At 61.9% G+C, this 15659-nt stretch carries 12 protein-coding genes; 6 read left to right on the forward strand and 6 right to left on the reverse strand.

The genetic code is table 11. The annotated features are described in order from the left end of the window. The first annotated feature begins 296 nt into the window (after positions 1-296). Positions 297-4406 carry a S8 family serine peptidase gene (locus AC6FTP_RS20810; protein ID WP_497208832.1) on the forward strand — a complete coding sequence of 1370 codons (4110 nt, stop codon included), beginning with the start codon at positions 297-299 and terminating at the stop codon, positions 4404-4406. On the opposite strand, the gene AC6FTP_RS20815 is transcribed toward AC6FTP_RS20810, so the two are convergent. The 6 genes from AC6FTP_RS20815 to AC6FTP_RS20840 form a co-directional block, all read right to left on the reverse strand. Next, the gene (locus AC6FTP_RS20815; RefSeq protein WP_497208833.1) at positions 4396-4629 is read right to left on the reverse strand and encodes a hypothetical protein; all 234 of its coding nucleotides are present in this window, start codon (positions 4627-4629) and stop codon (positions 4396-4398) included. The two genes, AC6FTP_RS20810 and AC6FTP_RS20815, sit on opposite strands and share 11 nt — an antisense overlap. Next, a complete protein-coding gene (locus AC6FTP_RS20820) occupies positions 4626-7754 on the reverse strand; it encodes a protein kinase domain-containing protein (RefSeq protein WP_497208834.1) in 3129 nt (1042 codons plus the stop codon). Before AC6FTP_RS20820 ends, AC6FTP_RS20815 begins: the two co-directional genes overlap by 4 nt. 27 nt (positions 7755-7781) lie before the next feature. Beyond that, positions 7782-8528: an RNA polymerase sigma factor gene (locus tag AC6FTP_RS20825; protein ID WP_497208835.1), complete on the reverse strand. Its 747-nt coding sequence runs from the start codon at positions 8526-8528 to the stop codon at positions 7782-7784. A gap of 186 nt (positions 8529-8714) precedes the next feature. Further along, positions 8715-9008 carry a Smr/MutS family protein gene (locus tag AC6FTP_RS20830; protein WP_497208836.1) on the reverse strand — a complete coding sequence of 98 codons (294 nt, stop codon included), beginning with the start codon at positions 9006-9008 and terminating at the stop codon, positions 8715-8717. Then, positions 9005-9286, reverse strand: coding sequence for a hypothetical protein (locus AC6FTP_RS20835; protein WP_497208837.1), 282 nt, complete (start codon positions 9284-9286; stop codon positions 9005-9007). Before AC6FTP_RS20835 ends, AC6FTP_RS20830 begins: the two co-directional genes overlap by 4 nt. A 137-nt stretch (positions 9287-9423) precedes the next feature. Beyond that, the gene (locus tag AC6FTP_RS20840) at positions 9424-10824 is read right to left on the reverse strand and encodes an MFS transporter (RefSeq protein ID WP_497208838.1); all 1401 of its coding nucleotides are present in this window, start codon (positions 10822-10824) and stop codon (positions 9424-9426) included. A gap of 101 nt (positions 10825-10925) precedes the next feature. Here AC6FTP_RS20840 and sppA point away from each other — a divergent pair, with 101 nt between their 5' ends. From sppA to AC6FTP_RS20865, 5 genes are all read left to right on the forward strand, one after another. Next, complete coding sequence (sppA, locus tag AC6FTP_RS20845; RefSeq protein ID WP_497208839.1) at positions 10926-11939, forward strand: signal peptide peptidase SppA; 1014 nt, start codon at positions 10926-10928, stop codon at positions 11937-11939. A gap of 12 nt (positions 11940-11951) precedes the next feature. After that, entirely contained in the window at positions 11952-12794 is an 843-nt protein-coding gene (locus AC6FTP_RS20850) for a CPBP family intramembrane glutamic endopeptidase (RefSeq protein ID WP_497208840.1), read from the forward strand. Continuing rightward, a complete protein-coding gene (gene thiL, locus AC6FTP_RS20855) occupies positions 12791-13690 on the forward strand; it encodes a thiamine-phosphate kinase (RefSeq protein WP_497208841.1) in 900 nt (299 codons plus the stop codon). The genes AC6FTP_RS20850 and thiL overlap by 4 nt, the downstream gene beginning before the upstream one ends. Beyond that, on the forward strand, positions 13687-14097 hold the full coding sequence (gene tsaE / locus AC6FTP_RS20860) for a tRNA (adenosine(37)-N6)-threonylcarbamoyltransferase complex ATPase subunit type 1 TsaE (RefSeq protein WP_497208842.1): 411 nt from the start codon (positions 13687-13689) through the stop codon (positions 14095-14097). Before thiL ends, tsaE begins: the two co-directional genes overlap by 4 nt. A gap of 736 nt (positions 14098-14833) precedes the next feature. Then, entirely contained in the window at positions 14834-15601 is a 768-nt protein-coding gene (locus AC6FTP_RS20865) for a hypothetical protein (protein WP_497208843.1), read from the forward strand. Positions 15602-15659: the final 58 nt, after the last annotated feature.

Consider the following 15659-nt stretch of genomic DNA (forward strand, 5'->3'; position numbering starts at 1 on the left):
AGCGATCACAGCCCTGCTCAACGGTACGACCACGGGCGGAGCCCTGGGCCGCCGAGTCTTCCTGCAAGATGGCCAGCTTACCCTCCTGCTGACCTTCAGCGGCGGCATCCAGGCGAATGCCAAGGTGGTGGTGCCGTAAAGTCGGCACGGCATTTAAGTCATCATAGAGGTCCGATCCCGATAGGGGTCGGACCTTTTTTGTTCTTACAAGTCTCGCTACAGTCTCTGATCACCATGAATTGTCTTGAGGTTGAACCGAAGGCCTCAGAAGCTGTTCCAAGACAGGCCGTCCCCTCATGATCCTTTTTCCACAACTTTCCCATCCGCGCCGATGGCTCCTCGTTTCTCTCGGCCTCGTTTTGGTGGGAGTGTGGATGGCCTGGCCATCGGGTCAGTCTGGAATGCTGGAGGCGGTGAAGCCTGCGGTGAGCGCCGGGAAGCTGCCAAGGGACGTGCGCGCGCAGAAGCTGGAGCGCGCCCAGCCAGCGGATCAGGCCCATGCGCTGACTGACATGCTGGCGGGCAAACCTTTCGTGCTCGTGGCCGATGGTCGGGCGCAGCGCTTCACGCTCTCACTCTCCGAGGTCTATGTGGAGTCAGGAGCGGCTGCGCAGCGTCTGCGGAAGATCGAGACTCAGCCCGACGCGCGGCATCTGCTGGCGGCGGCGAAAGCGGAGGCGGGCGCGGCGCGCACGAAACTCGTGCTTTATCCCGAAGGCCGCGCTGGAGAGGCTGTGGCACGACATTTCCTGAATCCGCGACTGCTCGTGCAGACGACGGACCGCAGCGCCGCGTTGGCGACTTTGAAACAACAGGGACTGCGCGTGATGAGCGAGCCGGATTACTCACCGGGAAGTCTGATCGTGGAGCCGGCGAATGCAGACCCCGAGTCCATCCTGCGCGCTTTGGCGGCTCTGACGGGCGCGCCGGGGGTGAAGTCGGCGGGGCCGCTGCTCGGTCGCTACCATCAGAAGCATCTGGTGCCAAACGATTCGCTCTTCGCCCAGCAGTGGCATTTGAAAAACACCAGCCAGGGCAATGGCAGGGCAGGGACGGACATGCATGTGGAGAATGTCTGGAACACCTACAAGGGAAGTGGTGTGCGCATCGGCATCGTGGATGACGGGTTGGACATGCTGCATCCTGATCTGGCACCGAATGTGGATAGCCTGGCGAATCACTACGACTGGAATGACTCCCCGCCGGACCTGGACCCCTCGCCACTCCCGAATGCCGATGAGAGTCTGGAAGACACCCATGGCACTGCCGTCAGCGGCGTGGCGGCGGCACGGGGGAACAATGGTGCTGGGGTCTCTGGTGTGGCACCGGAGGCCACTCTGGTGGGCTTCCGACTCATCTCCAGTCAGGACCCGGACGGCACGACGGATGAGGAGGACGCAGAGGCCATGTCTCGTGGGAAAGACGTGATCGACATTAAAAACAACAGTTGGGGCACAGGCGCTCCGGCCTGGCGGACCATCCCCGCAGGTCCGCTGATGGAGGCGGCGCGCGAAGATGCCACCGCCACCGGGCGAGGCGGCAAAGGCACCGTCTTTGTCTGGTCTGCCGGCAACGGGCGTGATCAAGACGAGCAGGGGCAAAAAGACGGGGCCACAAACTCCATGTTCATCACCACGGTGGGGGGCATCGATAACCGGGGGAATCTCGCCTACTACAGCGAAGGCGGTTCCCACCTCGTGGTCAGTGCGCCGACCAGTGGTGGTTCCCTGGACATTCACACGACCGACCTGCGCGGCAACAACGGCTACAACCGCACCGGCACGGCCCAGGGAGAGCCTGCGGACCGGAACTACACAAACAGCTTCGGCGGCACCTCCTCCTCCGCGCCTGCCGTGTCCGGGGCGGTGGCCCTCATGCTGGAGGCAAATCCCGACCTGAACTGGCGGGATGTGAAAGAGATCCTCCTGCGATCCTCCGTGCAGCTTTTTTCCACCGACATCGGATGGGTCACGCGTGATGGCGGGAACCCTGCGCTCGCACGCATCAAGCATCACGAACGCTACGGCGGAGGTCTCATCGACACCCAGGCTGCCGTCGCCATGGCTGAGATCTGGCCCAGCCTCGGCCCCATGAATCAGATGGCGCGCTCCGACTCCCTGTTCCGCTCCATTCCTGATAACAACACCACGGGCATCTCCATCAGCTTCGACTTCAGCTCCTTTGGCCAGATGCGCATCGAGCACGCCAGACTCCGGCTCGATGTGGCTCATGCTTACCGAGGGGATCTGGAGGTCACCCTGCGCTCTCCCAGCGGCACCGTCAGCACACTCGCCAGCAAGGAAATCACGGACGATGGACTGGACTATGATGACTGGGTCTTCAGCAGCGTCCGCCACTGGGGGGAGGCCGGTGCCGGTCTGTGGACCCTGACCATCAAAGACCTCACCGGCTCTGACATCGGATTCTACCATTCAGCCACACTCACCCTCTTCGGCACGGATGCCTCCGCACCTCAGCTCACTTCCCATACTCCCGGCCCGTTCCTGCTCCGCAGTGGTGATCCGCTCAGCATGACTGCCACGGCCACCGGCGGTGGCCACCTCGCCTTCATCTGGTCACGCGATGGCTCGAACCTCGGCGGCAGTGCCGCAGACCTCGACATCCCCGCCCTAACCACAGGCCTGGCAGGAACCTACCGGGTCACCGTCGCCAACGCCGGTGGCACGGATGTCTCCGACCCCATCCTCGTCGGCGTCGTCGGTCCGCAGAATACCACGGGTGTCGCGAATCAAGGAGCCATGTTGAGCCTCTTCACCAATGCCCGTGGTCCCGGATTGAGCTACCAGTGGCGGCGGGAGGGGATCGACCTCGCGGATGGCAGCAAACCCAATGGTGGCACCATCACAGGAGCCACCGCTCCGACGCTGAACATCACCAACATGCAGCCCGAAGACGAAGGTGACTTCACCTGTGTCATCCGCATGACCGGCGTCGTCGATCCCATTGAGAGCAATGCCACCGCCGTCACCGTGCGCATCAAACCCGTGCTGGACGTGCCCACCTTCGGAAACGGCGTGCGCAACAGCCTTGTAAACTTCGCCTTCACCGCCACCAACAGCCCAACCAGCTACACCGTCACCGGCCTGCCCGCAGGTGTGACCTTCGACACCGCCACCGGCACCCTCGGCGGTCGCCCCAGCAAGCCCGGCAGCTACACGCTCGTCGTCACTGCCATCAACTCCGCCGGCCCGAGCTCCGCCATCCAGGTGCCCTGGATCGTCGATGAATTTCCCACCCAGCCGGTCGGCACCTGGGAGGGCATCATGGACCGCAACACCGACCTCAACCAAAAGCTCGGTGGTCGCTTCAAGATTACCGTCACCACCACCGGTGCCTATACCGGCAGCCTCACGCTCGGCACCCGCAGCGTTTCCTGGAAAGGCTTTGTCGATGCGCTCTCCAGCGGTGCAGACCCCACCACACCCTTGAGCATCTCTCTCGGAAAAAACATCACTCCACTGACCGGCTCCTTCACGCTGAACTACACCACCAGGGAGCTCACCGGCAGCTTCTCTGACACCCGGCCCACCACGCTGACAAGCTTCGCCGCCGTGCAGCAGACCTGGAGCAGCAAGAACCCGCCCGTCGCCGCCAAGACCCTTTACAATGCCGCCCTGGAGCTGCCCTCCGAGCGTCTCGGAGTTGCCGCCTATCCGCAGGGCCACGGCTACGCCGTGATCACGCTTTCCACCAGCGGCGTCGTCGCCTGGGCAGGCAAGACCGCCGACGACACCACCTTCACCGGCAGTTCCGCCCTCGGCATCTCCGGGCAGACCTCCCTCCACGCCCTGCTTTACTCAAAGATAGGCAGCGTCCAGGGCTGGAGCACTCTCGCCCTCGGCAGCGGCCTCGCTGATGGGACCCTGAGCTGGTACAAAAACAGACCCACGGCCACCACACGCAGTTACGCCTCCGGCATCTCCCAGCATGATCTCACCGTGCGTGGTGCCCGCTACACGAAGCCTGCCACCATCCTCCTGGGTGCCACACCACCCACGACTGTCGCCGATCAAAACGCCCGCCTCCTCTTCACCGGAGCCCCGCTCGCAGGACTGCTCCAGCAGACATTACAGGTCACCGCCGCCAATGCCATCAAGCTGCCGACCGGAACCACGCTGAATCCCCAGAGCGTCAAACTCACCCTCGCCGCTGCCACGGGCAAATTCTCCGGCAGCTTCACCTTCAAAGACAACGACCCCTTCGATGTCACCCCGCCCATCGCCGTCATCACCCGCACCGCAAAATTTGCCGGAATCCTCGTCACGCGCCCTGACCTGAATCAGGGCATCGGCTTCTTCAACCTCGCCGAACTCCCCGACGCCCTCGGAGAAAAAAGCACAGCCACACCCATCGTCTCCGGCAAGGTCGAGATCCTCAGCCCTTGAACCTGTAATCGGGAATGGATGGACCGGTGGTAATGAGCGCGGACCAGATCACTCTGCCGCGCGCGATGATTTCCACCAGATGATGCCCGCCGATGCGTCCCAGGCTGCCTTCAGCCACATCTCCAGCCTCACTAAAAGCATCTCCCAAAGCGCAGGCTGCACAAATGCCGCCAGCATGCATCTCGGCTGCGCAGATGGGGCATGGATGGGAGTCGCTGCTCATGGCTTCGTGGTGGGTAGCGGCCAGGCGAGATCGATTTTTTCCAACTCGACCTGGAGGGCATCGAGATCCCACTCGTAGAGCCGGTGCTGGCGGTTCAGCAGCAGGAGATGGCGGCTGTCTGGCATGGCCACGCTGATGATGTCCCCGGCGATGAGCGCCTGAAGCTCTATCAGGCGGCGACCCTCCGGGATGGTGACCAGAGCGAAAAGGTCGGAAGACTGCTCCAGCGCAGCAAGACCAGCGTCGGGACTGAAGGCGAGCTTGCCGTAAGACTTGCCCGACACGGAATAGACGATCTCAAAACGCTGCCGCCAGTCGTTAACGGAAAAGAGGCGGTAGTAGCTGCGGGTGTGGGCCATCATCCAGCGCTCGTCGGGGGAGAACAGCGCTCGCCCTGCCCACTCGCCACTGATGGTAATGCGCTGGAGCACACGATCTGAAAGGCCGTCATAAAGCGGCATTGCCCGATAGGCGGTGGTATCGGCAAAGCCAAAGGTGAACGAGGCGCTCAAGCGACGTTCAGGTTGCCCGGCCTCCAGCCGTGACACCACCTCGAGGGGACCTTCCGCCGTGCCTTCCCAGATGGCTTGACCTTGGGTGTCTGCCATCAGGTAGCGTGTGCCAGTGCGGTCGATCTGCCACACGAGTTGGCCTGTTGTGCCGAGCACTAGCTCGGGTTCACCGAGTTCCAGCACATCGCCTTTCCATGAGATCGACCGCCGGTAGAGCCCGAGCCCTTTCCCTTGGCTGGCGAAGATTGCGCGGCCATCAGGCGAGATAGCGACGGATGGCTTGCTGCCGCCTGCGAGCGGCCATTCGGCTATCATTCGGCCCTGCTGCCGGTCCCAGATGAGCAGGCCCGTCTTGATGAGCGTGATCGCGGTGCGTCCGTCTGCACTGACTCTCAGAATGGAGGAAATCGCGCCGTCCGGGAAAGCACGGGGGCACTCGAACTCTCGGAACACGGGATCGTGAGCGATCTCATAAACGGACATCATGTTGTTTTCCCGGCTACCGACGAAGTGGCGTCCGTCGGTGCCGGCTTTGAGCATGATCTGTCCTGCGCTGAAGCGAACGAGAGGCTTCCCATCGCGCATGTCCCAAAGCCAGCCTTTGTCGTCCTCGCTCACGGCCAGTGCCTGCCAGGTTCCAGGAAAGGCATCGAACCGTGTCAGGCGGGTCTCGCCCGTGCGCAGGATGCACACGATCTTCTGTTCACGAATCACCGCCGCCTCGGGCTGCTGGATGTGTCCAACAACCATTCCCTGGGCAGACCACGCGAGTGCATCAGACGCTCCTGCCCAAGCGATGGCCGCAGGAGTGGCAGGCGCGGCGGCCTGCCAGAGTTGCACGCCAGTGGGGTTGGTGGTGGCGATTTGATCGCCTGCGGGCGACCAGACGAGTCCATGCACGGGCTTGGTGGGCTCGCCAAGAGGGGTCTTTTCACCGTCAGGATAACGCCACGCCCAGAGCACTCCCTGGCGGTCGATCCACGCGAGCAAGGGCTGCGTAGGATGTAGATCGACGAACCAAAGCTTGCCCAGAGTCGGGCGAATCGGGGAATCCGGCTCGAGTTGGCCGATCTTCAGGTCGCGCTGGGTGTCCCAGAGCTCGGACACAAAGCCATCCGAAAACACCACACGAGAGCCGTCTTCGTTCATGCCGGCAAAGATGGCAGAGTCCTTGGGCAAGTGACGCCGCCAGACCGCAGGAGCATCGTCCACCGGCGCCCCTAGCGCGGTGAGTTCGATCACGCGCTCTTTAGACTTTGCCTTCACATGCCGATGAGTGAGGCGGAGCTTCAAGTCACCGCTGACAACGATGGCTTCTGCCCGTGCCATAAGGTCACGGTAGCGGTGCCGCTCGGATTGCACCACGCGTGGCATGGCCAGCACGGAAGCCGTCATGCTGCGGACATGGAGGGAGGGAGCCAGCGATGCCGCCTTCTGCAACTGCGTCATCCATTCCTGATGGCGTGTGAACAGATCCTCGTTGTGGACCCGACTACGGACCTGTTCCACCAGCGCATCCGACAACCCTTGGCTCAGTTCGGCATTGCGATGGTTCAGCCGACGTTCGTCCCACCCCAGCATCACGATGCCACCCATGAGCAGCAGTGCTGCGGCCGCCCAAAAGGGGTGCCGCCGCAGCCAGCGCCAACACCGTTCCGCCAGGGGCTGGCTTCTTGCTAGAATGGCGTCTCCACGCAGCCAGCGGCGCAGATCCTCCGCCAGTTCCTGGGCGCTGGCGAAACGGCGCGTGGGATTTTTTTGCAGCGCCTTGCCTGCAATGACGGACAGGTCATGCGGCACCTCACGCGGCAGCAAGTCCGGTTCCGCTTCGTTGAGCTGGCGCAGGATCGTCGCCAAGTTGTCCCCACGAAAGGGCTGCTGAACTGCGAGCAGTTCGTAAAGCATGACCCCGAGGCTCCACACATCGCAGGCCGTCGTCGCCGCGCCTTTGCCGCCGCGTGTCAGCTCCGGTGCCATGTAGTTCGGCGTGCCCATGAGGGCGATGGTGCGCGTGAGGTCCGCCTCATCGCCGATGATTTTCGCCAAACCAAAATCGCTGACGAGTGCTTGCCCGCTCTCATCAAAGAGCACGTTTCCCGGCTTCAAATCCCGATGCAGCACGCCGCGCTCATGCGCGTAATGCACCGCCTCGGCGATGGTGGCGATGAGTTCCGCGATCTCGCGCCACTTGCTTTTAAAATCGCTGATGCGCTGGGCCAGACAGCCGCCCGCCGCCAGCTTCATGGTGAAGTAGGGCGTCCCATCATCCTCCCCCAGCCCATAGATCGGCACGATGGCTGGATGCTGAAGGCGCGCCATCGCCTGCGCCTCGATGTGGAAGCGCTGGCGTGCCTCATCGCTCAGCAGCCCCGCACCCGGCAGCGCCTTCAGCGCCACCTCGCGCACCGGATCACTCTGCCGTGCACGATAGACGATGCCCATGCCACCACGGGCGATGATCTCGGTCAGTTCATGTCCGCCAATGCAACCCAGGGAGCCATTGCCCGTCGAACCTTCCAGAGCAAATGCATCCCCCAAAGCACAGGCCACACAGAGGCCGTCGGCCTTCATCTCGGCACCGCAGATGGGGCATGGCTGGGAGTCGTCGGGCATCAAGACACAGGGGGAAATTTTTCGGGTTCAAGGTGTCTTCCCGTTTTGGGCGGCGGAGGTACAGGATTTCGCCTGAGAGAGCAAAAGAGAGCGCAGGTAGAGCAGTTCCTCCTCGATCTCATGAGGAGCAGAAACAGTCCGCGCCACTTCGGCGCGCAGCCTTTCACGGAAACGGGCGCGCAGCCGGTGGATGGATGCCTTCACTGCATTCAAGCTCGTGCCCAGCCGCGATACCGCCGCCTCCAGGGTGATTGTATCATCCGCCCCTGGTAGGAAATGCCGCAGCACGGCAAACTCCGCCTGCTTACCACGCTTTCCTTCTTCTTCGCTGACCGCCGCCAGAGTATTTTCCACCAAGGACACCGCCCAGTGCCGGTCGAACTCCATGATGTCTTCCGGTTCCGGGCATGAGGGCTCAAGGCCTGCCTCGGCCATGGCCTCCAGACTGTCGGTCTCCACGCCGCCACCACGTTTCTGAGCCTGCCCACGGTGGTGATGCTTCGCCAGTACATGCATGACGCCACCCATCACAAAGTTGCGGAAGCGGCCCCGATCCTTGTTCGCGCGCTTCCAGGCACGGGACTTCAACCAGCGCAAAAAAAAATCCTGTACCAGGTCCTCCAGCTCCTCTTTCCGCAAACCTCGCGCAGTAAGAAACTGCTCCACTGGCTTCCTGTAGCTCAGGCAAAGATCATCCAGCGCCTTCTGCCCATGCACATCCCCGGCCAGGGTGGCCTCAGCAAGCAGAGTCCAGCGTGTCGTCGGGAAACTCATTGAGTGAGTTTCATGTTAGCCACTTTTTTGCTCTGAAAGGCAAGCCTGAAAATGGAAATGCTTTGGGGCAATTCTCGGTTTCAGCGTAAGCGGCGGGGCACATGGTAGAACGAGCTTTCAAATTCGGGGGAAAAGAAAGGGCGAGATGGAATCTCGCCGCATCAGCTTACGACTTGGAAAGTCGTTCTACGGCGTATGGCTTCTCAGCCTCACCCACGTCGCTCCCCAGCCGCCGGTGTCGGCGCTGGCGGGCCAGGTGATGGATTCGACGATGTCCATCCGCCCGAGCTTCTCATGCACGCCGGTGCGCAGAGTGCCGGTGCCTTTGCCATGGATGACACGGACGCTGAGGATACCACGCTTCCGGCATTCACCGAGGTAGTCCTCCAGCAGGTTGCCGACCTCACGCGGCTGGAAGGTGTGGAGGTCGAGTTCGTTCGTGATCTCGATCTCCACAGGTTCCGATGAGTCCGCGCTCATGTCAAAACCTCAGCCGCGATCTCATCCCACAGCGCATCGATCTGGGCAGGCTTGCGGGAAGGCTTCTTCGCCTTCGCGAACCAATAGTCGGCGTTCCATTGATCTCCCTCGATGACATGCAGTAGCGCATGAATCCAAGACCCCATGGGAGTGTGGATGTCCTGGGCGATGTTATGCGCGGCTTCCCAGTTCCCGTTCTTCGCGTGCCAGAGCGACTGCGCCTCAGGGCTGATGCCTGAGGGCAGGGAAGGGGAGGAGGCGAGTTCGGCGGGAGTCATGGGACGAATGACGAATGACGAATGACGAATGACGAATGACGAATGACGAATGACGAATGACGAATTTCGGAGGGGCGGAGGCTTCAGAATGAATTCGTCATTCGTTCATTCGGGCTTCGTCATTCCAGCGAAGCTGGTCAGTCTTCCGGCAGCGCACGGCCTTTGGTTTCCGGCAGGAAGGCGAGAGCGATGAGACCGACGAGGAAGATGCCGCTGATGTAGCAGGCGGCATTGCGGAAGGCTTCCAACTGAGCGGCGGCCTTGGCAGCGGCATCGGCGGTGAGTGGCAGGGCGGCGACGGCTTTGGTGCCGAGGTAGGCCTGGAGCTGGCCGAGGGTGAGAGGTCCGCTGGCGGCGATGAAGCGACCGACGTTGTAGCAGAAGCTGACGCCGGTGCTGCGGAGGCGGGTGGGGAAAAGCTCGGGCAGGTAGATGGCGAAACCAGCGAAGAGAGAGAGCTGGCAGGTGCCGAGGACGAAGCTCATCCAGATGTCATCGCGGCTATCGAAGAGCTGGAAGAAGCCGACGGTGGCGATGAAGGCAGCGATGAAAGCCGTGGCAAAGGCGGGTTTACGACCAAAGCGATGCGCGGCCTTGCTGAAGGCCACCATGCCGACGAAGGCGCCGAGGTTCATGACGATGAGGTTGGCCGCAGCCCACCACTGCTTGCCTTTGACGATCTCCGCCGGGCTGAGGTTATCCGCCGCGAGCGCATTGGCGATGGCCGGTGCCACGAGCTTGTTGCTGAAGAAGCCGACGCCCCACAGACCCACGACCGCCGCCACGCAGAGCAACATGCCGAGGATGGCTGGCCCACGCCAGCGGGCTTCGCCAAAGAGGCTGGCATACGAGCCCATGGCCTTGCCACCGACTTCGCGACTGGCGGCTTTGGCAGCGACCCATTTCTCGGGCTCCTTCAGGCGAAGCATGATGAAGATGCAAAGGAAGGCAGGCACGGAGCCAATCCAGAAGAGGTATTTCCACGACACGGCAGGATCGACACCGGAGAGCGCCATGGCGCACAGGCCAGCGGTCACATTGCCAACGGCGGAAAGCGCCTGGAGAAGGCCGAGAGCCTTGGGCCGGGCAAACTCCGGCAGCGCATCCGCCACGAGAGCCACCGCCAGACCAAACACGCCACCGACGCCAAGACCGGTCAGCGCACGGTAGATCATGAACTGGGTGATGTTGGTCGCGAAGGAAGACAGACCGGTGAAGAGCGAATAGATCAGCACGGTGATCGCCAATGTCTTGGCGCGGCCGATGCGGTCGCCGACGGAACCAAAGATCAGACCGCCCGTGGCCCATCCGGCGACGAAGATGCTCATGGCCCAGCCGCTGCGTTTGCCCTGCTCCAGAGCGTCGATGCCCGGCGAGAGAGCTGCCACGGCATTGTCACGAGCCAGGATGAAAAGCTGCTGATCCAGACAGTCGAAGCACCATGCGGCGGAGGCGACGAAGAAGACGAACCAGTGGTAGGGGGACAATTGCTTGTACCACGGGGCGTTCGGATCGGGGAGAGAGGCGGTTTGGCTCATGGGCGCGGAGAGTGAAGCACTCACGCAGGCGTGGCAATCACGAAATCGAGAGCCGCGCCTCAGCCTTGCCACGGGCGGGCCGCCGCCTACTCTCGGCGGCCATGAACAAAACCACCTTCGGCTGCCTGATCGCCGCCCTCGCCGTCGCTCTGCTTTTGAGTGTCGGCTTTAACATGATCCTCTCCATGGCCCTCGTGGGGCAGGAGGCTGGCTTGGCGGAGGGCCGCGAGCCTTTGCTGGAGAAAGTGATGGTCGAGGCACAGAAGGAGTCGAAGTCGAAGATCGTGCAGATCGACCTCGATGGGGTGATCAGTTCCATGGGAGTCGAGGGTTTTCTCTCCGCCGCACTGCCGAGTGTGGAGGCCATCAAGCGCTCGCTGGAGCAGGCGGTGGAGGACACGGAGGTGAAGGCCATCGTCCTGCGGGTGAACTCGCCCGGCGGTGAGGTCACGGCCTCGGACACCATTTATAATGCAGTGAAAAAGGCCGCCGCGAAGAAGCCGCTGGTGGTTTACATGGATTCCGTGGCTGCCAGTGGTGGCTACTACGTCGCCTGTGGTGCCACGAGGATCATCGCCAGTGAAACGACGCTGACGGCGAGCATCGGCGTGATCATGGAGTCGATGAACTACCACGAACTCTTCGGCAAAGTCGGGCTCGGCACGCAGACCTTCACCAGTGGTGCCTTCAAAGACACGCTCAGTGGTGCTCGCCCGATGCGTGAAGATGAAAAGGCCTACATCCAGGCGCTGGTGAACGAGATGTATGACCGCTTCCTCGGCATCGTCTCCGAGGCGCGCAAGGTGCCGAAGGACGTGCTCAAGAGCACCGTGGCCGATGGCCGCGTCGTCACCGGCCGTCAGGCCCTGGCGGCAAAGCTGGTGGACCAGATCGGCTACATCGAGGATGCCTACACCCTCGTTCGTGAGCTGGGCAAAGCCGCCGATGCCGCCGTGGTGAAGTATCACAGCTCTCCGACATTGCTCAGCGCGCTCGGCCTCAGCGCCAGCCACAGCGCTGCTCCGGCGAAAATCCAGCTCGACCTCACCGGTGGTGTGCTGCCGAAACTCCAGCCCGGCATGATGTATTACTTGCCCGCCGCCTGGCTGCGCTGATCTCCCCCTCTCATGGATGCCCCCACCCTCGGAGTCCTGCGCGACACCGCCCTCCTCGTCTGGCTCACCTTGCTCTTCGGCGTGCTCGCCTATCAGCTTCTGCGCTCGTTCATGCCCGATGCCATGACCTCCATCGGTCGTGTGCAGGCGGCAAACTTCGTCAGTGGAGACGCCATCATCGTCGCCGCACTGAGCCTGCTCTTTCTCAGCGGCCTCCAGGCTTCCAGCGGCGGTGCTGACTCTGCGAAGGAACCGATGGAGCTGACCTTGAACGGCCTGCTCGGAAACATCGTGGTCCAGCTCGGCATCTGCGTCAGCCTGCTGCTTTATTTGCGGGTCTTCCGCAATCTCAGTCCGGCGGAACTCTTCGGCCTGCGGCGGATTAGCCTTCTTTTCGTCGGCATCATTGCCATCCTAGCGATGATCCCCACGATCCTTTTAGTGAATGGCAGCGCGCTGGCGATTCACACCTGGATGGAGGGCTTCTGGCCCGACCTCACCGGGCAGGATGCAGCGGAGGCTTTCCGCAAAGCCAAGGACCCGCTGGCCAAGGTGCTCCTCATCATCTCCGCCGCCATCGTCGCACCGCTCGTGGAGGAGATCGTCTTCCGTGGCTTCATCTACGGCGTGATCAAACGCTACACGGATGGCATCTTCGCCGCGCTTTGCTCTTCGCTGCTCTTTGCCGCCATCCATCTGCATGTCGGCACGCTGATGCCGCTGGCCATGCTGGCGATGGTCTTCTGCGCCATGTATGAACTCACCGGCTGCCTGCTCGTGCCCATGGTCATGCATGGACTCTTCAATGCCACGAGCCTGACCGTGATGCTGTTCTTCCCGGACATCCAGCCATGAAGACGCAGACGCTCGCCGACCTCGGGGAAGACAAGCTCGTGCGCCTCATCACCGCGAAGCTCTCGACCGATGCCTCCGTCATCGCCGGTCCTGGCGATGACTGCGCCGTCGTCGCCGCGCCCAAGGCGGGGGAGCAGTTGCTTTTGAAAACCGACACCATCGTCGAAGGCGTCCACTTCACCGCTGACACACCTGCCAGGCTCGTCGGTCGCAAAGCCATGGCGCGTGTGTTGAGCGACTTCGCCGCGATGGCCGCGACACCGAAGCACGCGCTGGTGACGCTGATCGCCCCACCTGACACACCCGTGAAGCGCGTGCTCGGCCTCTATGAAGGCATGACGAAGCTCGCCGACGAGCACGAGGTGCGCATCGTCGGTGGAGAAACCTCGCGTGGCAGCCAGCTCAGCCTCACCGTGAGCATGACCGGCACGGCACCGAAGAAAAAATGGATCAGCCGAAGTGGGGCAAGAGCAGGGGACTTCATCGCCGTCACCGGCACGCTCGGTGGCTCCATCCGAGGGAAGCATCTCAAGTTCCAGCCCCGTCTTGCCGAGGCTCACTGGCTGGTGAAACACGCCCGCGTCACCGCGATGATGGACCTCAGCGATGGCCTCGCCAAAGACCTGCCGAGGCTGGCTGATCAAAGTGGCGTCGGCTTTGAGATCGAGCCCTCCCTGATTCCGATCACCCGAGGCTGCACGCTGGAGCAGGCACTCAATGATGGTGAGGACTACGAGCTGCTCTACACCTTCAGTAAGCCACACACGCAAATTAGCGTGTTCGTGGAATGGCAAAGTGTCTTTCCTGGGACCAGCCTGCGCCTCATCGGCCAGGTTCTGGCTGATCCAATGATGCGAAATCTCGGCCAGGGCGGTTGGGATCATTTCAAGCCATGAGCACCCGCCTCGCCACACCCGAAGCCACCTTTGACTGGGGCCGCGAACTCGCCGCCAGTCTGCGTGCGGGCGATGTCGTCGCCCTCTGCGGCCAGCTCGGTGCGGGCAAGACGCAGGCCACGAAAGGCATCCTCGCCGGTCTCGGATCACAAGCCGCCGTGACCAGCCCCACCTTCACCCTCGTGCATGAATACACCGATGGCCGCCTGCCCGTGTTTCACTTCGACTTCTACCGCATGGACAGCGCCGAAGAGGTGCTCACCGTCGGCTGGGATGACATCCTCGACGAGCCCGGCGTCGTCATCATCGAGTGGGCGGACCTCTTCCCCGAACTCCTCCCGCCACACACCCGCTGGTTTCATCTGACACCCCAGCCGGATGGCTCGCGCGAGGTGACGGAGGCTTGAGAGTTATCGTTTTAGCAAACTCCGCGAGAGTATGAATGCGTCATGCACCACCAGGGAGACGGAGCCAGAACTCTGATCCCTCTCCCCGCTGAGGATGTGTTTCGACGCCAAGGCCCTTGCGGGGAGAGGTTAGGTGAGGGGAACTCCCGCCTCGTTCCGGCCAGCATCTTCCCCATGACCCGCTCCCCGGAAGGGAATCCAGGGAAGATGCAGAACTGGGGACTGAGAAGCCCCGCCCTATAGGCCAAAAGGTGAGCCATTTGCCTCGATTGATTTAAAGGTTTGCGCATTTCCCTCAAAATCCCTAGCCTCACGGGCATGGGCCAATGTTTCCTCCTGGCAGCCGCAAGGGCTCCACAGCTCCATAGTGGTGCAGTGGCACTTGGTGCTGGCATGGCTTCAGCGCCTTCCTCGACATGCTGGAGATCTAGGTCGATCGCGGCGACGGCAAAGGCTGGGTCTTCCTCACCTACGGCACCACCCCGAACCACACCGCCACCCACCCGTTCCCTGCCACCCCGACCAAATGGAAATACCGCGCCATCTACCGCGTCGGTGATTCCCAGGTCGGCGTCTGGAGCAACACGGTGGAGATCACCGTGGGTGGTTAATTCAGACCTCTCAGCACCTCCAACACCAAGCGGGAGCCGCAGGGCTCCCGCTTTTCAGTTTTGAGTTAATTACAAACTGCCGACACTGCGGCATCAAAGTTAACTCCTGAATGAAGAACACTTGTATGAGCCCACCCTGCCTTTTCTCACTTCTCCTTGTCTGCTCTATCGCTGTTAATGCGTCATCTGTTGGCCAAGTGCCGGAGGGGCTGGCGGCATCGGACTGGCAGAGCATCCGCACTGCTTATGAAGCAGGCCGTCATTCCTTTCAGCCAGTGCCGGGAAAAGATGGTGTCTGGCAGGCGCGCAATCCTGGACAGCAATGGCTGACCACGTTTGATCAGAGCGGCTTTGAGGCCCGGCCGCAAGATGGTGGTTGGACGTGGGGGCTTACGTTCAACAGCTACGGCTTCGGAGAAAACCAGATCTCAGTCAGCGGCCAACCAATGGTGAAAGCGGAGGGCCAGCGCCTGAGCTATCAATGGGACCACACAGTGCAGGAGTGGTGGGTCAATGATCAGCGTGGCTTGGAGCATGGATTCACGATAAGCAAGAGGCCGGATCAAACCCAAGGAGCAGAACTTAGCATCCTGCTCAAGACGCGTGGCAGCCTGCACCCTACCCTCACTGCCGATGCCAAAGGTGTGCTCTTTCAAGACGACGATGGAACCACTTTATTAAACTACACTGGCCTGAAAGTTTGGGATGCCGACGGCAAGATTCTGGCCGCTCGCTTTGAAGCTGTTGGTGCAAGTCGTGTCCGTCTCCTCGTGGACGAGCGCACCGCCCGCTACCCGATCACCATCGACCCCATTGCCCAACAGGCGTATTCGAAGGCTAGGCCGTGTTTGAAAACCTGTCGATTGGCAAAGTTGAAGGGGTGGTGTAAATAAGGCGACCGATGAAAACACAACGCTTCGCATGGTGGGGGCCGCTCAAAGAGCGGCTCAA

The organism is Prosthecobacter sp., assembly GCF_044378005.1.
Taxonomy (GTDB): Bacteria; Verrucomicrobiota; Verrucomicrobiia; order Verrucomicrobiales; family Verrucomicrobiaceae; genus Prosthecobacter.

Excerpts from the sequence above, each read along its gene's own strand:
- AC6FTP_RS20810 (WP_497208832.1), top strand. The coding sequence starts at position 297 with ATGATCCTTTTTCCACAACTTTCCCATCCGCGCCGATGGCTCCTCGTT.
- AC6FTP_RS20815 (WP_497208833.1), bottom strand. The coding sequence starts at position 4,629 with ATGAGCAGCGACTCCCATCCATGCCCCATCTGCGCAGCCGAGATGCAT.
- AC6FTP_RS20820 (WP_497208834.1), bottom strand. The coding sequence starts at position 7,754 with ATGCCCGACGACTCCCAGCCATGCCCCATCTGCGGTGCCGAGATGAAG.
- AC6FTP_RS20825 (WP_497208835.1), bottom strand. The coding sequence starts at position 8,528 with ATGAGTTTCCCGACGACACGCTGGACTCTGCTTGCTGAGGCCACCCTG.
- AC6FTP_RS20830 (WP_497208836.1), bottom strand. The coding sequence starts at position 9,008 with ATGAGCGCGGACTCATCGGAACCTGTGGAGATCGAGATCACGAACGAA.
- AC6FTP_RS20835 (WP_497208837.1), bottom strand. The coding sequence starts at position 9,286 with ATGACTCCCGCCGAACTCGCCTCCTCCCCTTCCCTGCCCTCAGGCATC.
- AC6FTP_RS20840 (WP_497208838.1), bottom strand. The coding sequence starts at position 10,824 with ATGAGCCAAACCGCCTCTCTCCCCGATCCGAACGCCCCGTGGTACAAG.
- sppA (WP_497208839.1), top strand. The coding sequence starts at position 10,926 with ATGAACAAAACCACCTTCGGCTGCCTGATCGCCGCCCTCGCCGTCGCT.
- AC6FTP_RS20850 (WP_497208840.1), top strand. The coding sequence starts at position 11,952 with ATGGATGCCCCCACCCTCGGAGTCCTGCGCGACACCGCCCTCCTCGTC.
- thiL (WP_497208841.1), top strand. The coding sequence starts at position 12,791 with ATGAAGACGCAGACGCTCGCCGACCTCGGGGAAGACAAGCTCGTGCGC.
- tsaE (WP_497208842.1), top strand. The coding sequence starts at position 13,687 with ATGAGCACCCGCCTCGCCACACCCGAAGCCACCTTTGACTGGGGCCGC.
- AC6FTP_RS20865 (WP_497208843.1), top strand. The coding sequence starts at position 14,834 with ATGAGCCCACCCTGCCTTTTCTCACTTCTCCTTGTCTGCTCTATCGCT.